Here is a 14,209-nt window from a genome sequence, read left to right as displayed (position 1 = left end):
GTGGAAAGCCAGCAACGACAATCTCGATCAAGCGCCGCCCTGTGCGGCGCTTTTTCGTTGTGGCCTCTGAAACCCTATGTGGAGCGGGTTTTTCAGGAGTTCCTGGTGCCGGACGGTGTACCGCCCTATGATTTTCGTCAGCCGCCGGGCGAAGCGGCGGTGGTTCCGGCAGATTCAGTGTCGTGGCGCGTATTCCGCAATCCCATCACGCTATTCATCGGCGGCGTTGCAGCCGTGCTGATGGAACTGGCGGAGCCCCGCGTGTGTCACGGCGTATGGACCCACTCCTCTTTCCGCACCGATCCCAAGGCCAGACTGCAACGCACCGGCCTTGCAGCCATGATATCGGTCTATGGTGCAGAAAGCTCTGCGCGCCGGATGATCGCCGGGGTGCAACGTCGTCATGGTGTCGTCACTGGCGAAGTTGATGGTGTTCGGTACACCGCGAATGATGTTGAGCTTCTGAACTGGGTCAATCTGACCGCAAGCTACGGCTTTTTGTCCGCGTACGACGCCTATGCCAAAAACGTCGATCTGGCTGATCAGGATAAGTTCTTCAGTGAAGCGGCGCGCGTGGGTGAACCCTATGGCGCCAGTGGCCTGCCGCTGACGAGGGAGGGGGCTGATCGCTATCTGACAGCGATGTCGGACCAGTTGCGGCCATCGCCCGCAATACACGAATTTCTGGCGCTGATGCGGACGACCAGGATTTTGCCGGTCCTGTCCGGTGTTTTGCAGCCCATGCTGATCCAGGCAGCCATTGATATTGTGCCGGATCATATCCGGCAGCGTATCGACATCGGGGAGGCGACATTGTCGTCTGTTCAGCGGGCAGCGGTTCGGCAAATTGCCGTCTTTGCCAGTGATCTGGTCGTGGAGGCGGCGCCGTCGGTTCAAGCCTGTCAGCGGCTTAACCTGCCCGCCGACTATCTGTACCGACGCTGATCGCTCAGGCAGACGCTTCTACGACGCCCTGGCTCTGAAGGAAGGGGCGAAGCTCGCCCTGCTCGAACATCTCACGCACGATGTCACAGCCGCCAACAAATTCACCTTTGACGTAAAGCTGCGGAATGGTGGGCCAGTTCGAGAATTCCTTGATGCCCTGACGCAGGTCCTGATCCTCGAGAACGTTGGCTGAGCTGTACTCGACGCCAAGATAGTCGAGAATCTGAACGACCGCTGCAGAGAAACCGCATTGCGGAAATTGCGGCGTGCCCTTCATGAAAAGCATCACGGCATTGTCGTCAATTTGAGATTGAATTACTTTCGAAATTTCAGTCATGGGTGTCTCCTTGTTTAGGGATAAGGTTGCCACCGGCATTAATCAAGTGGCGAACTCTTCACGACCGATGCCTTGATAGTAGAGAGCCGTGGTCAGATCGGTATGCATGATCGATGCACTGGCCTGTTCAATGACGATCGGCTTGGCCCTGTACGCGATACCCAGACCGGCCAGCTCAATCATGGCGAGGTCGTTTGCGCCATCTCCAATCGCTAACGCCTGGTCGGGCCGCAGGTTCATTTCGCTGCAGGCCGCCAGCAGACGCTCGCGTTTTGCTTCGCGGCCCAGAATGGGCAGAGTGACCTTGCCGGTGAGATAGCCATCTTCAATATCCAGCGTATTGCCGTAATGCTGCTCAAAGCCGGCACGGTCCGCTATGGCTTGGGTGAAATGCGTAAAACCCCCTGACACCAGAATGGTCAGGGCGCCGCGCGCACGCATTGTCCGCACGAACGTCCTGGCGCCATCGGAGAGGGTAATGCGCTCTTTCAGCACCTCGTCGATCGTGCTGGCGCTCAGTCCCTTTACCCGTGCCACCCGCTCGGTGAGCGCAGATTCGAAATCCAGCTCACCGCGCATGGCCCGCTCGGTGATGGCCGCGATCTCCGCGCCGATACCGGCCTTCTCGGCCAGCTCATCAAGGCATTCCTGTTCGATGATCGTAGAGTCCATGTCCGAGATCAGGATTTTTTTCTCACGGTCCGCCGAGACTTGCACAGCGGCGTCAAGGCCAAGGCGATTCGCGGTATCCACGAGGGTACGATCATCCTCCCCGCCGCGGGCGAAGAATATGTCGGCCGCACAGCCAGACAGGGCCCGTACTTCGTCCGCCTGGACCGTGTGCGCAAACTGATCGATTGTGTTTTCGTCGAGCCGATCGGGCGCGACCAGGGTTAAAACCTTCATCACTCGTGCTAGCCGTCCTTGAATGTCCAATGCCGTCGTCATTGCAGGGCCAACCGCCAGCGGCAAGTCCGCTGTCGCTATCAATCTTGCCCGCCAGATCAATGGTGAGATCGTCAATGCTGATGCCATGCAGGTTTATGCGGAACTGCATCGGCTAACAGCGCGGCCATCGCCAGAAGACGAGGCCGAGATCCCCCATCATCTCTACGGCGTATCACCCGCCACCGATATCTGGTCGGCTGGCATTTTCGCCGAGCGCGCCGCCGCGGTCATGCAATCGATATGGGATCGGGGCGCCGTGCCCATCGTCGTCGGCGGAACAGGCCTGTGGTTGAAAGCCCTGATCGAAGGCCTGTCGCCCATTCCCGACGTGCCGCCGGCGGTGGTCGAGCAGGGAGAGCGCCTATGGCAAGGGGACCCAGACGAGTTGCGTCGTCAGTTGCTGCTTGTTGATCCCCAGATGGAGCGGCTGAAACCGGCGGATCGCCAACGGCACATCAGGGCGTGGTCCGTCATGACCGCGACGGGCAGGTCCCTGTCGGCATGGCAGGCGGTCCCTCCGATCAAGGTCATTGACGCGAATTTCACCGCGCATGTGCTCGTTCCGCCGCGTGCTGACCTTTATGCCCGCTGTAATCTACGGTTTGACCAGATGATGACGGAAGGCGTGGTTGAAGAGGTAAGGGCGCTGCTCGACCTTTCATTGCCTTCAACTCTGCCGCTGATGAAAGCCGTAGGGGTGCCGGAGATCGCCGCCGCGCTGCGGGGTGACATGTCCTGGGACGATGCCACCGCTTTGGCGAAGCAGTCGACGCGTCGTCTTGCGAAGCGGCAAATGACGTGGTTCCGCAATCAGACGGAAGACTGGGCCAAATATACCGATGCGGAGACGCTGCTTCAGTCGGCAGCGGCGGCTTTCGTCACGTCCTGACGGGCCGCATATTCTTGGGTGCCGCGCGTGATGATTTGATCGCCACCGAGAATGTCAGCGGGCGTATGATCGTATCCGCCCGTCAGGCGCTGATACAGCGGACCAAAATCCGTCTCCAGTGTCTTCTGAAGAAGATCCTCAAAAGACTCGATCACGAAATAGATCTGCTGGAAATCATCAATCCGATAGGCGGTGCGCATGACCCGCTCCGTCTCATAGGCCACCCGGTGAGGTGAGGGGCTGTCCAGCGCGAAAACGCTTTCTGCGGGCGAAGAGATGATGCCGGCACCATAAATGCGAAGGCCCTCGGGGGTGGAGATCAACCCGAACTCGACGGTGTACCAGTATAGCGCAGCAAGGTTTTTCAGCCGACCAGAGTTGAGAGACTTCAGGCCTGCTTCGCCATAAGCCTGCATGTAGTCAGCAAATACTGGATCCGCGAGGTGAGGAACGTGCCCGAACACATCGTGGAAAACGTCCGGCTCCTGAATATAATCCAGCTGATCGGGACGGCGGATAAAATTGCCGGCCGGAAAGCGACGATTGGCAAGATGGCGGAAAAAAACCTCATCGGGGACCAGACCCGGCACGGCGACAATACGCCAGCCTGTCCTCTCTTCCAGCCTGTCGGACAGGGGCGAGAAGTCCGGCACCCCGCCATCGCCAAGACCGAGATCATCGAGTGCTTCCAGATACCCCGGTACCGCGCGGTCAGGCAAAACGGACTTCAGACGCGCATACAGCGTGTCCCAGGTTTGGTGATCCTCAGAGGTGTAATGGTCCCAGTCCTGAGGAATAACGAAATCATCGCTGGCGGTCGACATTTTTGTTTCCATTGAAACCACCTATCATATTCCACTTAAACAAGTAATAGCAAATACAAAAAAGCCTCCTTCGCAGTTGCGAAGGAGGCAGTCTTTTATCATTTCACGGCGTTATAGTTGCCATAAAATGGCGTTGGAAGCTTACTGGTCCATTTCGTCTTCGGCTTCGTCAGCAGCCTCTTCGATATCGTCACCGGCTTCTTCCATTTCGTCGCCAGCTTCTTCAGTCCACTCGGCTGCTTTTTCACCGGTTTTCTTGGCTGCAGCTTCAGCAGTGTTACCTGCCTCCTCGGCTGCTTCTTCCATGTCTTGACCAGCTTCCTGCATCTCATCGGTGGTTTCATCCCACTCGGTGCTCACATCGGCTGCCGCGCCGTTCATGGCATCTTCATTGGCATCCATCGTGTCCGGGACCTGATCGTTGTCAACCGATGGAGCAACAGTCGTTGCTGGAGCGGCTGGCACAGGCGTCGTGCTGCGAATTGGCTGGCTTACGGTCGTGTTGGTCGTGGCCGTCGCATCGGTTGCAGAAGCATCAGTTTCCGACCAATCGTCAGCCTGGTCGGTGTCTTCGGACCAGTCATCGGCTTCGTCGTTTTCGTATGCCTCTTCAGTGTCGTAGCTGTATTTGGCAAGCGCTTCGAACTCGGTCTGGCTCATGTCGACAACAACGTCGCCGCCGTCACCTTGAGCGATTGAGATCTTCGAGAAATCAACGGCTTTCGAATTGTTCGTGAGCTGACCAAGAAGGCCGTCGGCAAGGATTGCGGACTCAACGCTACCGTCTTTGGCGAGAATAAGGTCGCTAATAACTGTGGCGTCATCCGTAGCCTGAAACTTCACCTTGGCACCGATCAGTTCAGAGGCCAGGCTGTAGTCGTTCATTTCGTCTGTTTCGTAAGCGGCGACGCTCTGAATAGCATCTTCAGTCATCGAAACATTGACGCGGGGCTCGTACTCGTCGTCCATGGTCAGACCGAACTGGTCATAGGCAAGCGCACCGCGCTCACCACCAAGGCCGAAGAACCCGCCGCTCAGCACGACCACGTTGGTGATTTTACCATTGCTGATCACAAGATCGTCGATACGGGCAATCCGCTCGCCATCTGCGCCGATCACGGCTTCACCAAGAAGTTCCTTGGCGCTGACTTCGTTGGCGCCTTTATAGACGACGCGGTCAGTATTCATTTCAGCGACCTGAGTGCTGTTCAGATCGTTTGCAGACTGATCAGCTTCGGCAGTTGTGGTCTTGCTGTCTTTGTCCCACTTGGCAGCGTCAGCTTTCTTGTCCATCTTGACGTCGGACTTCGCGCTCATCTCTGTCTTTTCGGCAGGCGCGGCGTCTGTCGTCTGCGCGAATGCTGCGGGGGACAGCATCAGGGCGGCGGCGGCAGTACTGATCAAAAGATTTTTCATGGTTCAGCTCCGTAATTAAGGATACTGAGCCAACGCGCCTGCTTCGACAGATGTTCCGCAATTCATCCGACGCCAACGGACAATTATTTTCGCTGCCGTTTGGAACAAAAGGCCGAATTGATGTGTGTCAGGGGGCGAAAAAGTCGGGAACGTGGTCGCCGAACCCGAAAACCGGTTCGCGTCCGCCCTTGCGGCCTCTATCTGCAGAGCCCGTGTTGTCATCATCATCATCCCGCCGAGACGGTGACGATTTGGAAGCGCTCGACGTCTTTGGCGCTTGAACTTCGCCGTCGTCGGATGAACTTGCCACCTTTGAGCGTCGGTTGCTGCCGGCGCTTTTTCGGCCACGGGCAGGCTTGCTGTCCGTCAGGTCGACGTTGTCGAAGAAGTCGCCCATATCGATCTCTTCGATCGATTCGAGGCCAGTCAGTTTCAGCACGGCATCAAACTGTTTCGCGTCGTCGGGGGTGACGAGCATGATCGTGCGACCTTTGCGGCCTGCACGACCGGTCCGACCGATGCGGTGAACGTAATCCTCAGCGTTTACCGGGACGGAATAGTTGAAGACGTGGCTGACTTCAGGAATATCCAGGCCACGCGCCGCAACATCTGATGCCACGAGCAGTTTCAGATCGCCATCACGAAAGGACTGCAGTGTTTCTGTCCGGAATGCCTGCGGCAGATCACCGTGAATCGGACGGGCGCCGTGACCATGCTTCTGCAGGGACGTGGCCAGCACATCGACGTTCTTCTTGCGGTTACAGAAGATGATGCCGTTGTTCAGCTCTTCTGCCTCGTCGATCAGCTTGCGCAGCACCGCGCGCTTCAGCTTGTCGTCGGATTTGGGCAGGCGAACGATCTGCTGGGTGATCGTCTTGGCCGTCGTCGACTGGCGCTCGGTCTCAACACGCACTGGCGCGGACAGGAACTGGTCCGTGATGCGCTGGATCTCAGGCGGCATGGTGGCCGAAAAGAACAGGGTCTGACGCGTGAACGGCGTCAGTTTGAAGATTTTCTCGATATCCGGGATGAAGCCCATATCCAGCATACGGTCCGCCTCATCGACGACCATCACTTCAAGACCCGTGAGCAGCAGCTTGCCGCGCTCATGCTGGTCGATCAGACGGCCCGGCGTGGCGATCAGCACATCAACGCCGCGCATCAGTTTGGCATCCTGATCGCCAAATGACACGCCGCCGATCAAGAGCGCCATGCTGAGCTTGTGATTCTTGCCGTATTTCTCGAAATTTTCGGAGACCTGGGCTGCCAGCTCGCGTGTCGGCGCAAGGATGAGCGAGCGCGGCATCCGCGCGCGGGCGCGGCCTTTGGCCAGCCGGTGAATAATCGGCAGCACGAAAGAAGCGGTCTTGCCGGTACCGGTCTGGGCAATGCCCAGGACGTCACGGCCCTTCAGGGCCTCGGGAATGGCTGCAGCCTGAATGGGCGTCGGCGTCGTGTATCCTGCGTCCTTGATGGCCGAAAGAAGGGTCGGTTCAAGTCCGAGATCGTCGAACGTCATAGAGGCTTTGTTATCTTCCACAGGCAATTTTCTGCTAAGGGTTCCGGCAATCGTCAATTCGGGACGCTGACTTCAAATGCAAAGTGCGCGCCGATCCCGAACAAAAACAAATGTCCTGAACTGAATCGCCGCGCTGGATGCGCAAATAAACGGACGCGCCAACAGACACGACTCGAGTAAGGTATGCTGCGCATAATCGTGCGACGCCAAGCTGTAAAGGCTGAACGCTGCCGGTCTGCCCGATTCTACCTCACCCGTTGCGGCAGGGTCACGCCGCGCAGCGCCGTCTTTCCGTCTGATGTGCTTTTTGGCAAAGGGCCCCGATGCAACCTTCATCTGACATCGGCACGGACAGACTGTCACCGGATGTTCCGCTTCGGAACGGTGAGCTCAACATTCGGGGCCTGGCCCTTCGCTACAATATCTGGGGCGATGAGACGAAGCCGCCGCTGATCCTGCAACACGGCATGAAGGATCATGCGCGCAGCTGGGACCGCCTAATCCCGACGCTGGCAGCGCAGTTCTGCTGCATCACGCCGGACCTGCGCGGCCACGGCGAGAGCGACTGGTCCCGCGGCGGGGGTTATGAGGCGCTGGAATTTGTCGCGGATTTCGTACTCCTTGTTCGCGCGCTTCGCGCTGGCGGCATCAAGGCTCCCTTGCTCATCATCGGCCACTCCCTCGGCGGTAACATCGCGCTGCGGTTCGCGGCTCTTTATCCTGAGGAGGTGGAGCGCGTCGTCTCCGTCGAGGCGTTAGGCCTCTCTGCCCAGATGTACGCAGCCATCACCGCACGACCGGCCACTGATCGCTGGCGCCGCGCCCTGGACCGGCGGGTCAGCGGCCTCGTTGATGAGCGACGGATCTATCCGTCCGTCGAGAAGGCGCTGCTTCCCATGCGCCGGGTTCATCCGAAACTGGCGGATGACCATTTGCGGCACCTGACGCACCACGGTCTGCGACCGGTCGATGGCGGCTTTGTCTGGAAGTATGATCCGCTTCTGTCGTTTGGCGGTTTCCGACCGGAAGCACCGGAAGATTACGCGCAGATTTTTGCGGCCGTGACCTGTCCCGCGGCCATCATTCTGGGGGAGGGATCGCCCGTGTCGGTCGATGCCCACCAGCGGGTTTCTGCCTTCCCGAATGCACAGCTGTCGATCTATGAAGGGGCAGGGCACTGGCTCCACCATGAAATGCCGGACCGGTTCCTGGCCGAGGTCCTCGCGTTTCTAACTGGGGCGGAAGGGGCAGCGGAACGATGAGTGCGAAAAAGAAAGACTTGTCGGTGCGGGATCGCCGCGTCCTGCAGGTCAAACTGGTGATCTCCCTCATTCTTGATATTGTTGATGGCACAATCGGGCGGCTGTTTGGCTTTGGTGTTGTCACAAACATGCTGCTCACAGTTGCCGCTGTCCTGATGTTCGGCTGGAAAGGACTTTTCCAGCTCTGGGAAATGATCGACCCGACCCATCAGATTGATGGCTTTGTACCGACCCTCACCCTGATTGCCCTGAGCGAGTGGCGACGGGCGTGATTGGGGAAAACATTGCGCAAATAATTCGACACGTTTTGCTTGACGGCCTCCGCCCAGTCGCCTAATCGGCGCGTCTCGCAACGTTGCTTGCAGCGTTTCGGAAAAATGCGCGGGTGTAGCTCAGCTGGTTAGAGTGCCGGCCTGTCACGCCGGAGGTCGCGGGTTCGAGCCCCGTCACTCGCGCCATTTTCTGCTCATCAGAAATTGGCCAAAGTATTGGAAACAAACGGTTTTCTCGTTTGCTTCGTGTGAGTGGCGCGCCCCAACCGGGGAAATCGTGCTACAAAATGTCCACAAAACGTGCTACACCGCTGCTCATGGTGAGCCGGTCCGACGCCGATCGCTACCTCAAATCACGCGGCCGGAGATGGTGGTATTGCCGCCGCGTCCCGACCCGTTTTGCCCATCTCGATACCCGCGGCACAATCAGAGAAAGTCTGGGGACGGACTCTCTGGAAGTGGCTCGCCTGCGCCGTGACCATCTGGCCGAGGCCGACGATGCCTATTGGCAAGGGCTGGCCCAGGCCGCTGCCGGGGAGGGCGGAGCCGAGGCCTTGGGGGCGCTGCGTCAGCGGCATAAGGCTGCCCAGACCCGGGCGCTGGCGGCGGGCTTCACCTACCGGACGGTCGACCGCCTCGCTGCGACCCCCGACCTCGACGACCTCGTCGAGCGGCTGCTCGCCGTCCGGGAGCGGAGCCACAGCGATGACATCGCGCCGCGGGAAGCCGAGGCGCTTCTGGGCGGTGCGCCGCAGCCGCCGGTCAGGGTCTCCGATGCGTTCGAGATCTATCTGCGTGAGATCGCCTTCAACGACACCCTCTACAAGTCCCCCCGCCAGCGCTACAGCTGGGAGAAGACCAAGCGCACCTCGATCGGCTATTTCATCGACCAGGTCGGCGATCTCGTCCTCACCGAGATCACGAGAGACCACGCCCTCGATTATCAGCGCTGGTGGTCGGCCCAGGTGAAGCCCACCGATCCCAAGGCCAAGCCCGTGGCACCGAACACGGCGAACCGCCATATCGGGAATATCCGGACGCTGTACACGTCCTATTTCAAGCATATCGGCGAGGAAGAGCGTCCGAACCCATTCCGCGGCATCCACTTCAAAGCCAAGTCGCGGACCGAAGTGCCGCCCTTCGAGAATGACTGGGTCCGGAGCCGGATCCTGAAGCCAGGTGCGCTGCTCGGTCTCAATCTAGACCTCCAGGTCATCACCTATATGCTGATCGAAACGGGATGTCGCCCGAGCGAGATCATCAATCTGCAGCCGGAGGATATCGTGATCGAGGCGGCTGTCCCTCACATCGCCATCCGGGCCCGGACCAGCCGCGAGATCAAGACCCTGACCTCGGCTCGCGAAATTCCGCTGGTCGGCGTCGCGTTGGAGGCGGCCAAGCGTGGCCGGGGCGGCTTCCCCCGCTATCAGGACAAGAGCGAGCTCTTCTCCGCCAATATGATGAAGGGATTTCGACGCCGCGGTCTTTTTCCGACCCCGGATCATGTCATCTATTCGTTCCGGCATGCCTTCGAGAAGCGGATGCAGGAGGCCAATATCGACTATGGGCTGCGTTGCCTCCTGATGGGGCGCAAGACGACCCGGCCGGTTTACGGTGATGGCGGTTCACTCGCCTATCGGCGGGATGAGCTTCTCAAGATCGCCCACCCGTTTTAGCCCGAGATCTTCGAGCGGCTCGATGATGAGGTCGCGTCGCGTTGAGGCAGGCCGTGAGCCGGGTCTCTTCCTCTTCGCGCTGAGCGATCTCAAGGTCGAGGCGCTGGAAGAGGCCGCGATAGCCGGGGCCGCAACAGCGGACCACGTGGGCAGCAATGCGCCGGGCTTCGTAGAGGCGCTCAAGATTGTCGGGTTCGCGCGGCATGGCGATGTCGAGCGGACGCAGCGAGGAAAGCCGTACGATCCTACGGAGGCGGGTCCGCCGCGTCGCGGGCTACCGGCTTGGTAAATGCCAACGCCCTAATCCGTTCGGTCTGGTCCGTGCTTTATCAACGGATGAGCGCAATTTTAGCGCGAGTGGCCTTTGTTCAACACGGGGAGAGACCGGTGTGCCCGACGACCGATCCGGCATGCCGGACCCGACCCCTCCGATGCGTCGCTCCTCCAAGCCAGCGACGCCGCAAGAGTATCGGGACCTTCAGGCACCGATCGCGCGGGAGCCGATCCCCGGTGAGCCCTGCTGGCTGATCGGCAAGGTCTATAATTGGTCGCCGATCTACTTTGAGGTGGCGATCCTTTCGAGGGACGAGGTTGGCAAGCGCAAGGTCGCGAAAAGGCGTGTGCACCTTTCTCCCTGTCCGCAATGCCCTGACCACGGGTCGGCCTAGGCGGCGTGGCTGCCATCGTTCGATCCAGGCCCACCGCCCGCTAGATCTTCTAGGAGACGTCGAAGCGTATGGTCATCGAGCTTGTCGAGATTGCTGTAGACGACCTTTCGAATGTGAGGGCTCTCGAGGGTGACCGCGCGCCTACGGATGAGTTCCAGCACGATCGCGCCGTCGAGAGGAGAGGGGTCTTCGGGTGGAAGCTGTCGGTCGTCGAGCCCGTCAAGGAGCGCATGGGTCTCGATCTCGAGCGCGGCCGCGAGCTTGATCAGTGTGGGAAGAGACGGGGGACGTTTGCCAGCTTCGAACTTGGCAATGGTGGACCCAGAACCGATCCCGACCATCTCGGCCAGATGGGTTTGCGAGAGCCCGCGGCGAAGGCGCGCCATGAGAAGTCTGTTTCCCAGTCTCTGGGCAATGCGCGCTGCGCTCGGGCAAATATCGGCTGGTCCTTCCATCCCTTAACCCTGCTTCGCCGCAAAGTATCTGGGGAAAATAAATTCTTGACAAGTAGAATCAGCAAAGTCCGCTGAATCAGGTTTTGCGCGTGAAGGCAGATCGGAAGGCGTCATCGTCGCGTTCGGCCAGCAGGCGGACGCTCGCATGAACGACGACCCGGAGGGATGCGTCAAACGGCGCTTCGCCGATGAGTTCGCCCAGGAGCTGCTTGAGCTTCATGGCCGACGGTCCAGAGACTTCGCCAGATGCCGCTTTTGGGGCCCGAGCTGGCGCGGTCAGAGAGGTGCAGTCATGCCGCTCCCCGAAGCGGATCAGCTCGGGCCCCGACGCGCTCAAAAGCGCTGCTCGCACGATGTCCGTGATCTTTCCCGTCGAGACTCCGAGGCTGCAGGCCCGCCGCCGCACCGCCTGAAGACAGGACTGAAAGTCCCCGTCGGCGGACAGGCGGATCTGATGGGTCTCCATGGGCGCGATGCCCTTTCCAGTCTGGACGTTTCCATAGGCCGCGATTCTTTCTCTCATGTCGCGTACCCGGCCATATCCTAGCGCAGCTTGTGCCGTTCCGCACGCCGACGGCTCTGTAATGATTTGTGATGAGGCGATGGAGGCCAGCGCCTTTCGCTGAGCGAAAGGGTCTTGCCGTGGCGGCAAGACGAAACGCCGAAAACGACGCGGATTTTCGCGTTCAGCGTGTGGTCCCATTTTGGCGGCCCGGTTTACGTGAACGCCTTGCCCAGACGGCCAGATCGTGGCCGTTCAAGCCATATATTCCGTAGACAAACAGTTTGATCGGCTGGGAATTCTGTTTCTTGATGAGTGGGCCGGAACGGTTCCGGCGTCATCAGAAGGAAACCCATCCATGCAGTCTTTCGTCTCCCATCAGCATACGGAGAGGGCGGCCCAGACCGTCGTCGCCGGCGCGCTGCTGGTCGCCGCCGCCGCGGTGATGGCGGCACCGGCTCTTGCCGGTGCCGATACCACCTTTGACACGGCGGTCACGACCATCACCGGTTATATCAACGGCTCGGCCGGCAAGCTCGCCGCCCTTGTATCCCTCGGTTACGGCATCGTCCGTATGGCGACGAGCGGCTGGTCGCTCGGCCATGTCGGCGTGCCCATCGCCGTCGGCGTTTCGGCCGGGATCGGTGGACCGATCGTCCAGTCCTCGGTCACCGCGCTCATCTGATCCTTCATCAACCCTAGAACCAAAGGAGCGAGATCGGACGCTTCATCTCGGAAAGCAAAGAGGGCTCCGGGCCAGATGGCAGAGGGGGCGTGCTCGATCCGAAGTCCCGCATCCGGCAGCAAGTACCATGGCGCAGACGGACAGAACCCGTATTCCGGCGACCCTTGATGAGCCCGAAAAGCTCGCCTTCTGGACGATCGACGAATTTATTGTCCTGATCGGCGGCTTCATGCTCGGGATCGTCCTGTCGCGCTTCGTCGAAGGGATCCTGGCCGGCTTTGTCGGTGTCTGGGCGCTTAAGAAGTTCAAGAAGGGCGAGAGCCTCAACCTCTTACGATACGCCGCCTATTGGGTGCTGCCCTCAAGCCTCTTCGCCTTCAAGCGAACCTTGTCCTCCTACAAGCGGGACCTGGCGGGCTGACCATGGACACGAACGTCTCCTATACCCGCCTCAAGACGGCCCTCCGCCAACGGAACGTCCTGGCTGTCTTCACGCTGCTCCTCGGCGTCACCGGTCTTCTTCAGACCTATCTCATCGCGACGCGCGATCGGCATGTCATCCTGACGCCGACGCTGCTGTCCGATACGGCGCTCAGCGCCCGTGCACCGTCCCCTGAATATCTTGAACAGGTCACCCGCGACGTGGCCGGGCTGTTCCTCAACCGGCACCCCCATAATCTCTCCTACTTTAGAGAGAACATTCTCCGCCTCGCGCACCCCTCGACCCATGGCGAGATCGAGTCGGCGCTGATGGAGACCGAACGGCGGCTGATCGCCACCAAGACGGCGACGGTCTTCTATCCGGCGGAGATCTATGTCGATCCGCTGACGCTCTATTCCGAAATCCGCGGCGAGCTTCACACCTATCTGGGCCCCGAGCGGGTCTCCTCGGAGCCAGCGCTCTACGCCGCTGACTGGCGTTTCGAAGCCTTGCGGCTCTGGCTCGAGGATTTCTATCCCATCACGGCAGACGAAGCTCGAGCGCCCAAGGCGCCGCTCATCAAGGCGGAGACGACGCGATGATCCGGACCCTCCTCATCTCCGTCACCAGTGCCGCTTGTCTGAGCGCGGCGGCCCACGCCCAACAAATCGTCGAAGCCTCCGATGGCGGTGTCGTCACCGGCTATGTGAGCGCCAGCGGGATCACGCGGCTGCGTTTCACGAGCGATGCCGCGGCGTCGGTCCAGATGGCCGAAGGCGGAGAGGGGGCCGGGTTCTCGCTCCAGCACGAGCCCGCCACGGGGGATCTCTATCTGACCCTCGGTCGGCTGCCCCGCCAGGGCGAGGCCATCGGCGCGGCGAGCTTCTTCGTGACCACGCGGGCAGGATACACTTATCAGGTCGAGCTTGCGGCCAAGGCGACGCCGTCCACCCAGATCGAGGTGCGAAACCCCGACCTTGCCCGCCGCCAGACGGAACAGGCCCTTTCCGAAACGTCGCTCGATGATGCCGTGGTCGCCCTGACCCGCGCCATGTGGGCCGGTGCGCTGCTCGACGGCTATGAGATCAAGCGGCCGGTTGTTCGCGAGCGGGCCGCCGGGACGCTGCGCCTCGCGGTCCGGGCAACCTATGAAAGCGACGCGCTTCAGGGACGTGTGCTGATGGCCCGCAATCCGAGCCGCGGTGACGCCCCTGCAAGAAGCCGGTTATTCCGGACTTGGTCGCAACCCCGTATGAAGACTGGCCTCGAGCCACCCCGGCACCCTGTGCGTCGTGTGTGATAGGGCAAGTCAGGCCCTCCGGGCCCTGAAGGACCATCCCGGTTCCCTCTCTTCGGGGAGACCGGGTTCCCGCGACACTGGGGATGCCGA

The 14,209-nt window shown here is 60.3% G+C and carries 18 protein-coding genes and 1 tRNA gene; 12 read left to right on the top strand and 7 right to left on the bottom strand.

Features of this window, described 5'->3' with window-relative positions; all coding sequences use genetic code 11:
• The first annotated feature begins 57 nt into the window (after window positions 1-57).
• Window positions 58-945, top strand: a complete 888-nt coding sequence (locus tag RUI03_RS08765) for an oxygenase MpaB family protein (protein ID WP_317287078.1) — start codon at window positions 58-60, stop codon at window positions 943-945.
• 4 nt (window positions 946-949) lie between these two features.
• Here RUI03_RS08765 and grxD read toward each other — a convergent pair whose 3' ends face one another.
• Together grxD and serB are read right to left on the bottom strand one after the other, a co-directional pair.
• Window positions 950-1,282 (bottom strand): Grx4 family monothiol glutaredoxin, encoded by a 333-nt coding sequence (grxD, locus tag RUI03_RS08760; protein ID WP_317287077.1) that lies wholly within the window; start codon window positions 1,280-1,282, stop codon window positions 950-952.
• Between the two features lie 42 nt (window positions 1,283-1,324).
• The gene (gene serB / locus RUI03_RS08755; RefSeq protein ID WP_317289645.1) at window positions 1,325-2,188 is read right to left on the bottom strand and encodes a phosphoserine phosphatase SerB; all 864 of its coding nucleotides are present in this window, start codon (window positions 2,186-2,188) and stop codon (window positions 1,325-1,327) included.
• A 22-nt stretch (window positions 2,189-2,210) separates the two neighbouring features.
• Between serB and miaA the strand changes: the two genes are divergently transcribed.
• Window positions 2,211-3,119 carry a tRNA (adenosine(37)-N6)-dimethylallyltransferase MiaA gene (miaA, locus tag RUI03_RS08750; protein ID WP_317287076.1) on the top strand — a complete coding sequence of 303 codons (909 nt, stop codon included), beginning with the start codon at window positions 2,211-2,213 and terminating at the stop codon, window positions 3,117-3,119.
• Here miaA and phhA read toward each other — a convergent pair.
• The 3 genes from phhA to RUI03_RS08735 all read right to left on the bottom strand — a co-directional run bounded on the left by phhA (window position 3,086) and on the right by RUI03_RS08735 (window position 6,878).
• Window positions 3,086-3,955 carry a phenylalanine 4-monooxygenase gene (gene phhA, locus RUI03_RS08745; RefSeq protein WP_317287075.1) on the bottom strand — a complete coding sequence of 290 codons (870 nt, stop codon included), beginning with the start codon at window positions 3,953-3,955 and terminating at the stop codon, window positions 3,086-3,088. The two genes, miaA and phhA, sit on opposite strands and share 34 nt — an antisense overlap.
• A gap of 129 nt (window positions 3,956-4,084) precedes the next feature.
• Window positions 4,085-5,359, bottom strand: coding sequence for a PRC-barrel domain-containing protein (locus RUI03_RS08740; RefSeq protein WP_317287074.1), 1,275 nt, complete (start codon window positions 5,357-5,359; stop codon window positions 4,085-4,087).
• 127 nt (window positions 5,360-5,486) lie between these two features.
• On the bottom strand, window positions 5,487-6,878 hold the full coding sequence (locus RUI03_RS08735; RefSeq protein WP_317287073.1) for a DEAD/DEAH box helicase: 1,392 nt from the start codon (window positions 6,876-6,878) through the stop codon (window positions 5,487-5,489).
• Window positions 6,879-7,201: 323 nt separating this feature from the next.
• Here RUI03_RS08735 and RUI03_RS08730 point away from each other — a divergent pair, with 323 nt between their 5' ends.
• The 6 genes from RUI03_RS08730 (at window position 7,202) to RUI03_RS08705 (ending at window position 10,756) form a co-directional block, all read left to right on the top strand.
• Window positions 7,202-8,140, top strand: coding sequence for an alpha/beta hydrolase (locus RUI03_RS08730; RefSeq protein WP_317287072.1), 939 nt, complete (start codon window positions 7,202-7,204; stop codon window positions 8,138-8,140).
• Window positions 8,137-8,412, top strand: coding sequence for a hypothetical protein (locus tag RUI03_RS08725; protein ID WP_317287071.1), 276 nt, complete (start codon window positions 8,137-8,139; stop codon window positions 8,410-8,412). Before RUI03_RS08730 ends, RUI03_RS08725 begins: the two co-directional genes overlap by 4 nt.
• Before the next feature lie 109 nt (window positions 8,413-8,521).
• Window positions 8,522-8,598: transfer RNA gene (locus RUI03_RS08720), tRNA-Asp, on the top strand.
• A 101-nt stretch (window positions 8,599-8,699) separates the two neighbouring features.
• Entirely contained in the window at window positions 8,700-10,088 is a 1,389-nt protein-coding gene (locus RUI03_RS08715) for a DUF6538 domain-containing protein (RefSeq protein ID WP_317287070.1), read from the top strand.
• A 22-nt stretch (window positions 10,089-10,110) separates the two neighbouring features.
• A complete protein-coding gene (locus RUI03_RS08710) occupies window positions 10,111-10,377 on the top strand; it encodes a hypothetical protein (RefSeq protein WP_317287069.1) in 267 nt (88 codons plus the stop codon).
• Between the two features lie 100 nt (window positions 10,378-10,477).
• Window positions 10,478-10,756 carry a hypothetical protein gene (locus RUI03_RS08705; protein WP_317287068.1) on the top strand — a complete coding sequence of 93 codons (279 nt, stop codon included), beginning with the start codon at window positions 10,478-10,480 and terminating at the stop codon, window positions 10,754-10,756.
• On the opposite strand, the gene RUI03_RS08700 is transcribed toward RUI03_RS08705, so the two are convergent.
• Both RUI03_RS08700 and RUI03_RS08695 read right to left on the bottom strand, forming a co-directional pair.
• Complete coding sequence (locus tag RUI03_RS08700) at window positions 10,753-11,211, bottom strand: helix-turn-helix transcriptional regulator (RefSeq protein ID WP_317287067.1); 459 nt, start codon at window positions 11,209-11,211, stop codon at window positions 10,753-10,755. The two genes, RUI03_RS08705 and RUI03_RS08700, sit on opposite strands and share 4 nt — an antisense overlap.
• Window positions 11,212-11,287: 76 nt before the next feature.
• Entirely contained in the window at window positions 11,288-11,734 is a 447-nt protein-coding gene (locus RUI03_RS08695) for a hypothetical protein (RefSeq protein WP_317287066.1), read from the bottom strand.
• Between the two features lie 337 nt (window positions 11,735-12,071).
• On the opposite strand from RUI03_RS08695, the gene RUI03_RS08690 reads away from it, so the two are divergent.
• The 4 genes from RUI03_RS08690 (at window position 12,072) to RUI03_RS08675 (ending at window position 14,119) form a co-directional block, all read left to right on the top strand.
• On the top strand, window positions 12,072-12,398 hold the full coding sequence (locus tag RUI03_RS08690; protein ID WP_317287065.1) for a hypothetical protein: 327 nt from the start codon (window positions 12,072-12,074) through the stop codon (window positions 12,396-12,398).
• A 127-nt stretch (window positions 12,399-12,525) separates the two neighbouring features.
• Window positions 12,526-12,819 carry a type IV conjugative transfer system protein TraL gene (gene traL / locus RUI03_RS08685; RefSeq protein ID WP_013299199.1) on the top strand — a complete coding sequence of 98 codons (294 nt, stop codon included), beginning with the start codon at window positions 12,526-12,528 and terminating at the stop codon, window positions 12,817-12,819.
• Window positions 12,820-12,821: 2 nt separating this feature from the next.
• Window positions 12,822-13,421 carry a type IV conjugative transfer system protein TraE gene (locus RUI03_RS08680; RefSeq protein WP_317287064.1) on the top strand — a complete coding sequence of 200 codons (600 nt, stop codon included), beginning with the start codon at window positions 12,822-12,824 and terminating at the stop codon, window positions 13,419-13,421.
• Window positions 13,418-14,119, top strand: a complete 702-nt coding sequence (locus RUI03_RS08675; RefSeq protein ID WP_317287063.1) for a type-F conjugative transfer system secretin TraK — start codon at window positions 13,418-13,420, stop codon at window positions 14,117-14,119. The genes RUI03_RS08680 and RUI03_RS08675 overlap by 4 nt, the downstream gene beginning before the upstream one ends.
• Window positions 14,120-14,209: the final 90 nt, after the last annotated feature.

The sequence above is a fragment of the Parvularcula sp. LCG005 genome (assembly GCF_032930845.1).
Lineage (GTDB): Bacteria > Pseudomonadota > Alphaproteobacteria > Caulobacterales > Parvularculaceae > Parvularcula.
Note: the sequence above shows the minus strand (reverse complement) of the source record. Positions and strands in the feature narration are given on the sequence as shown.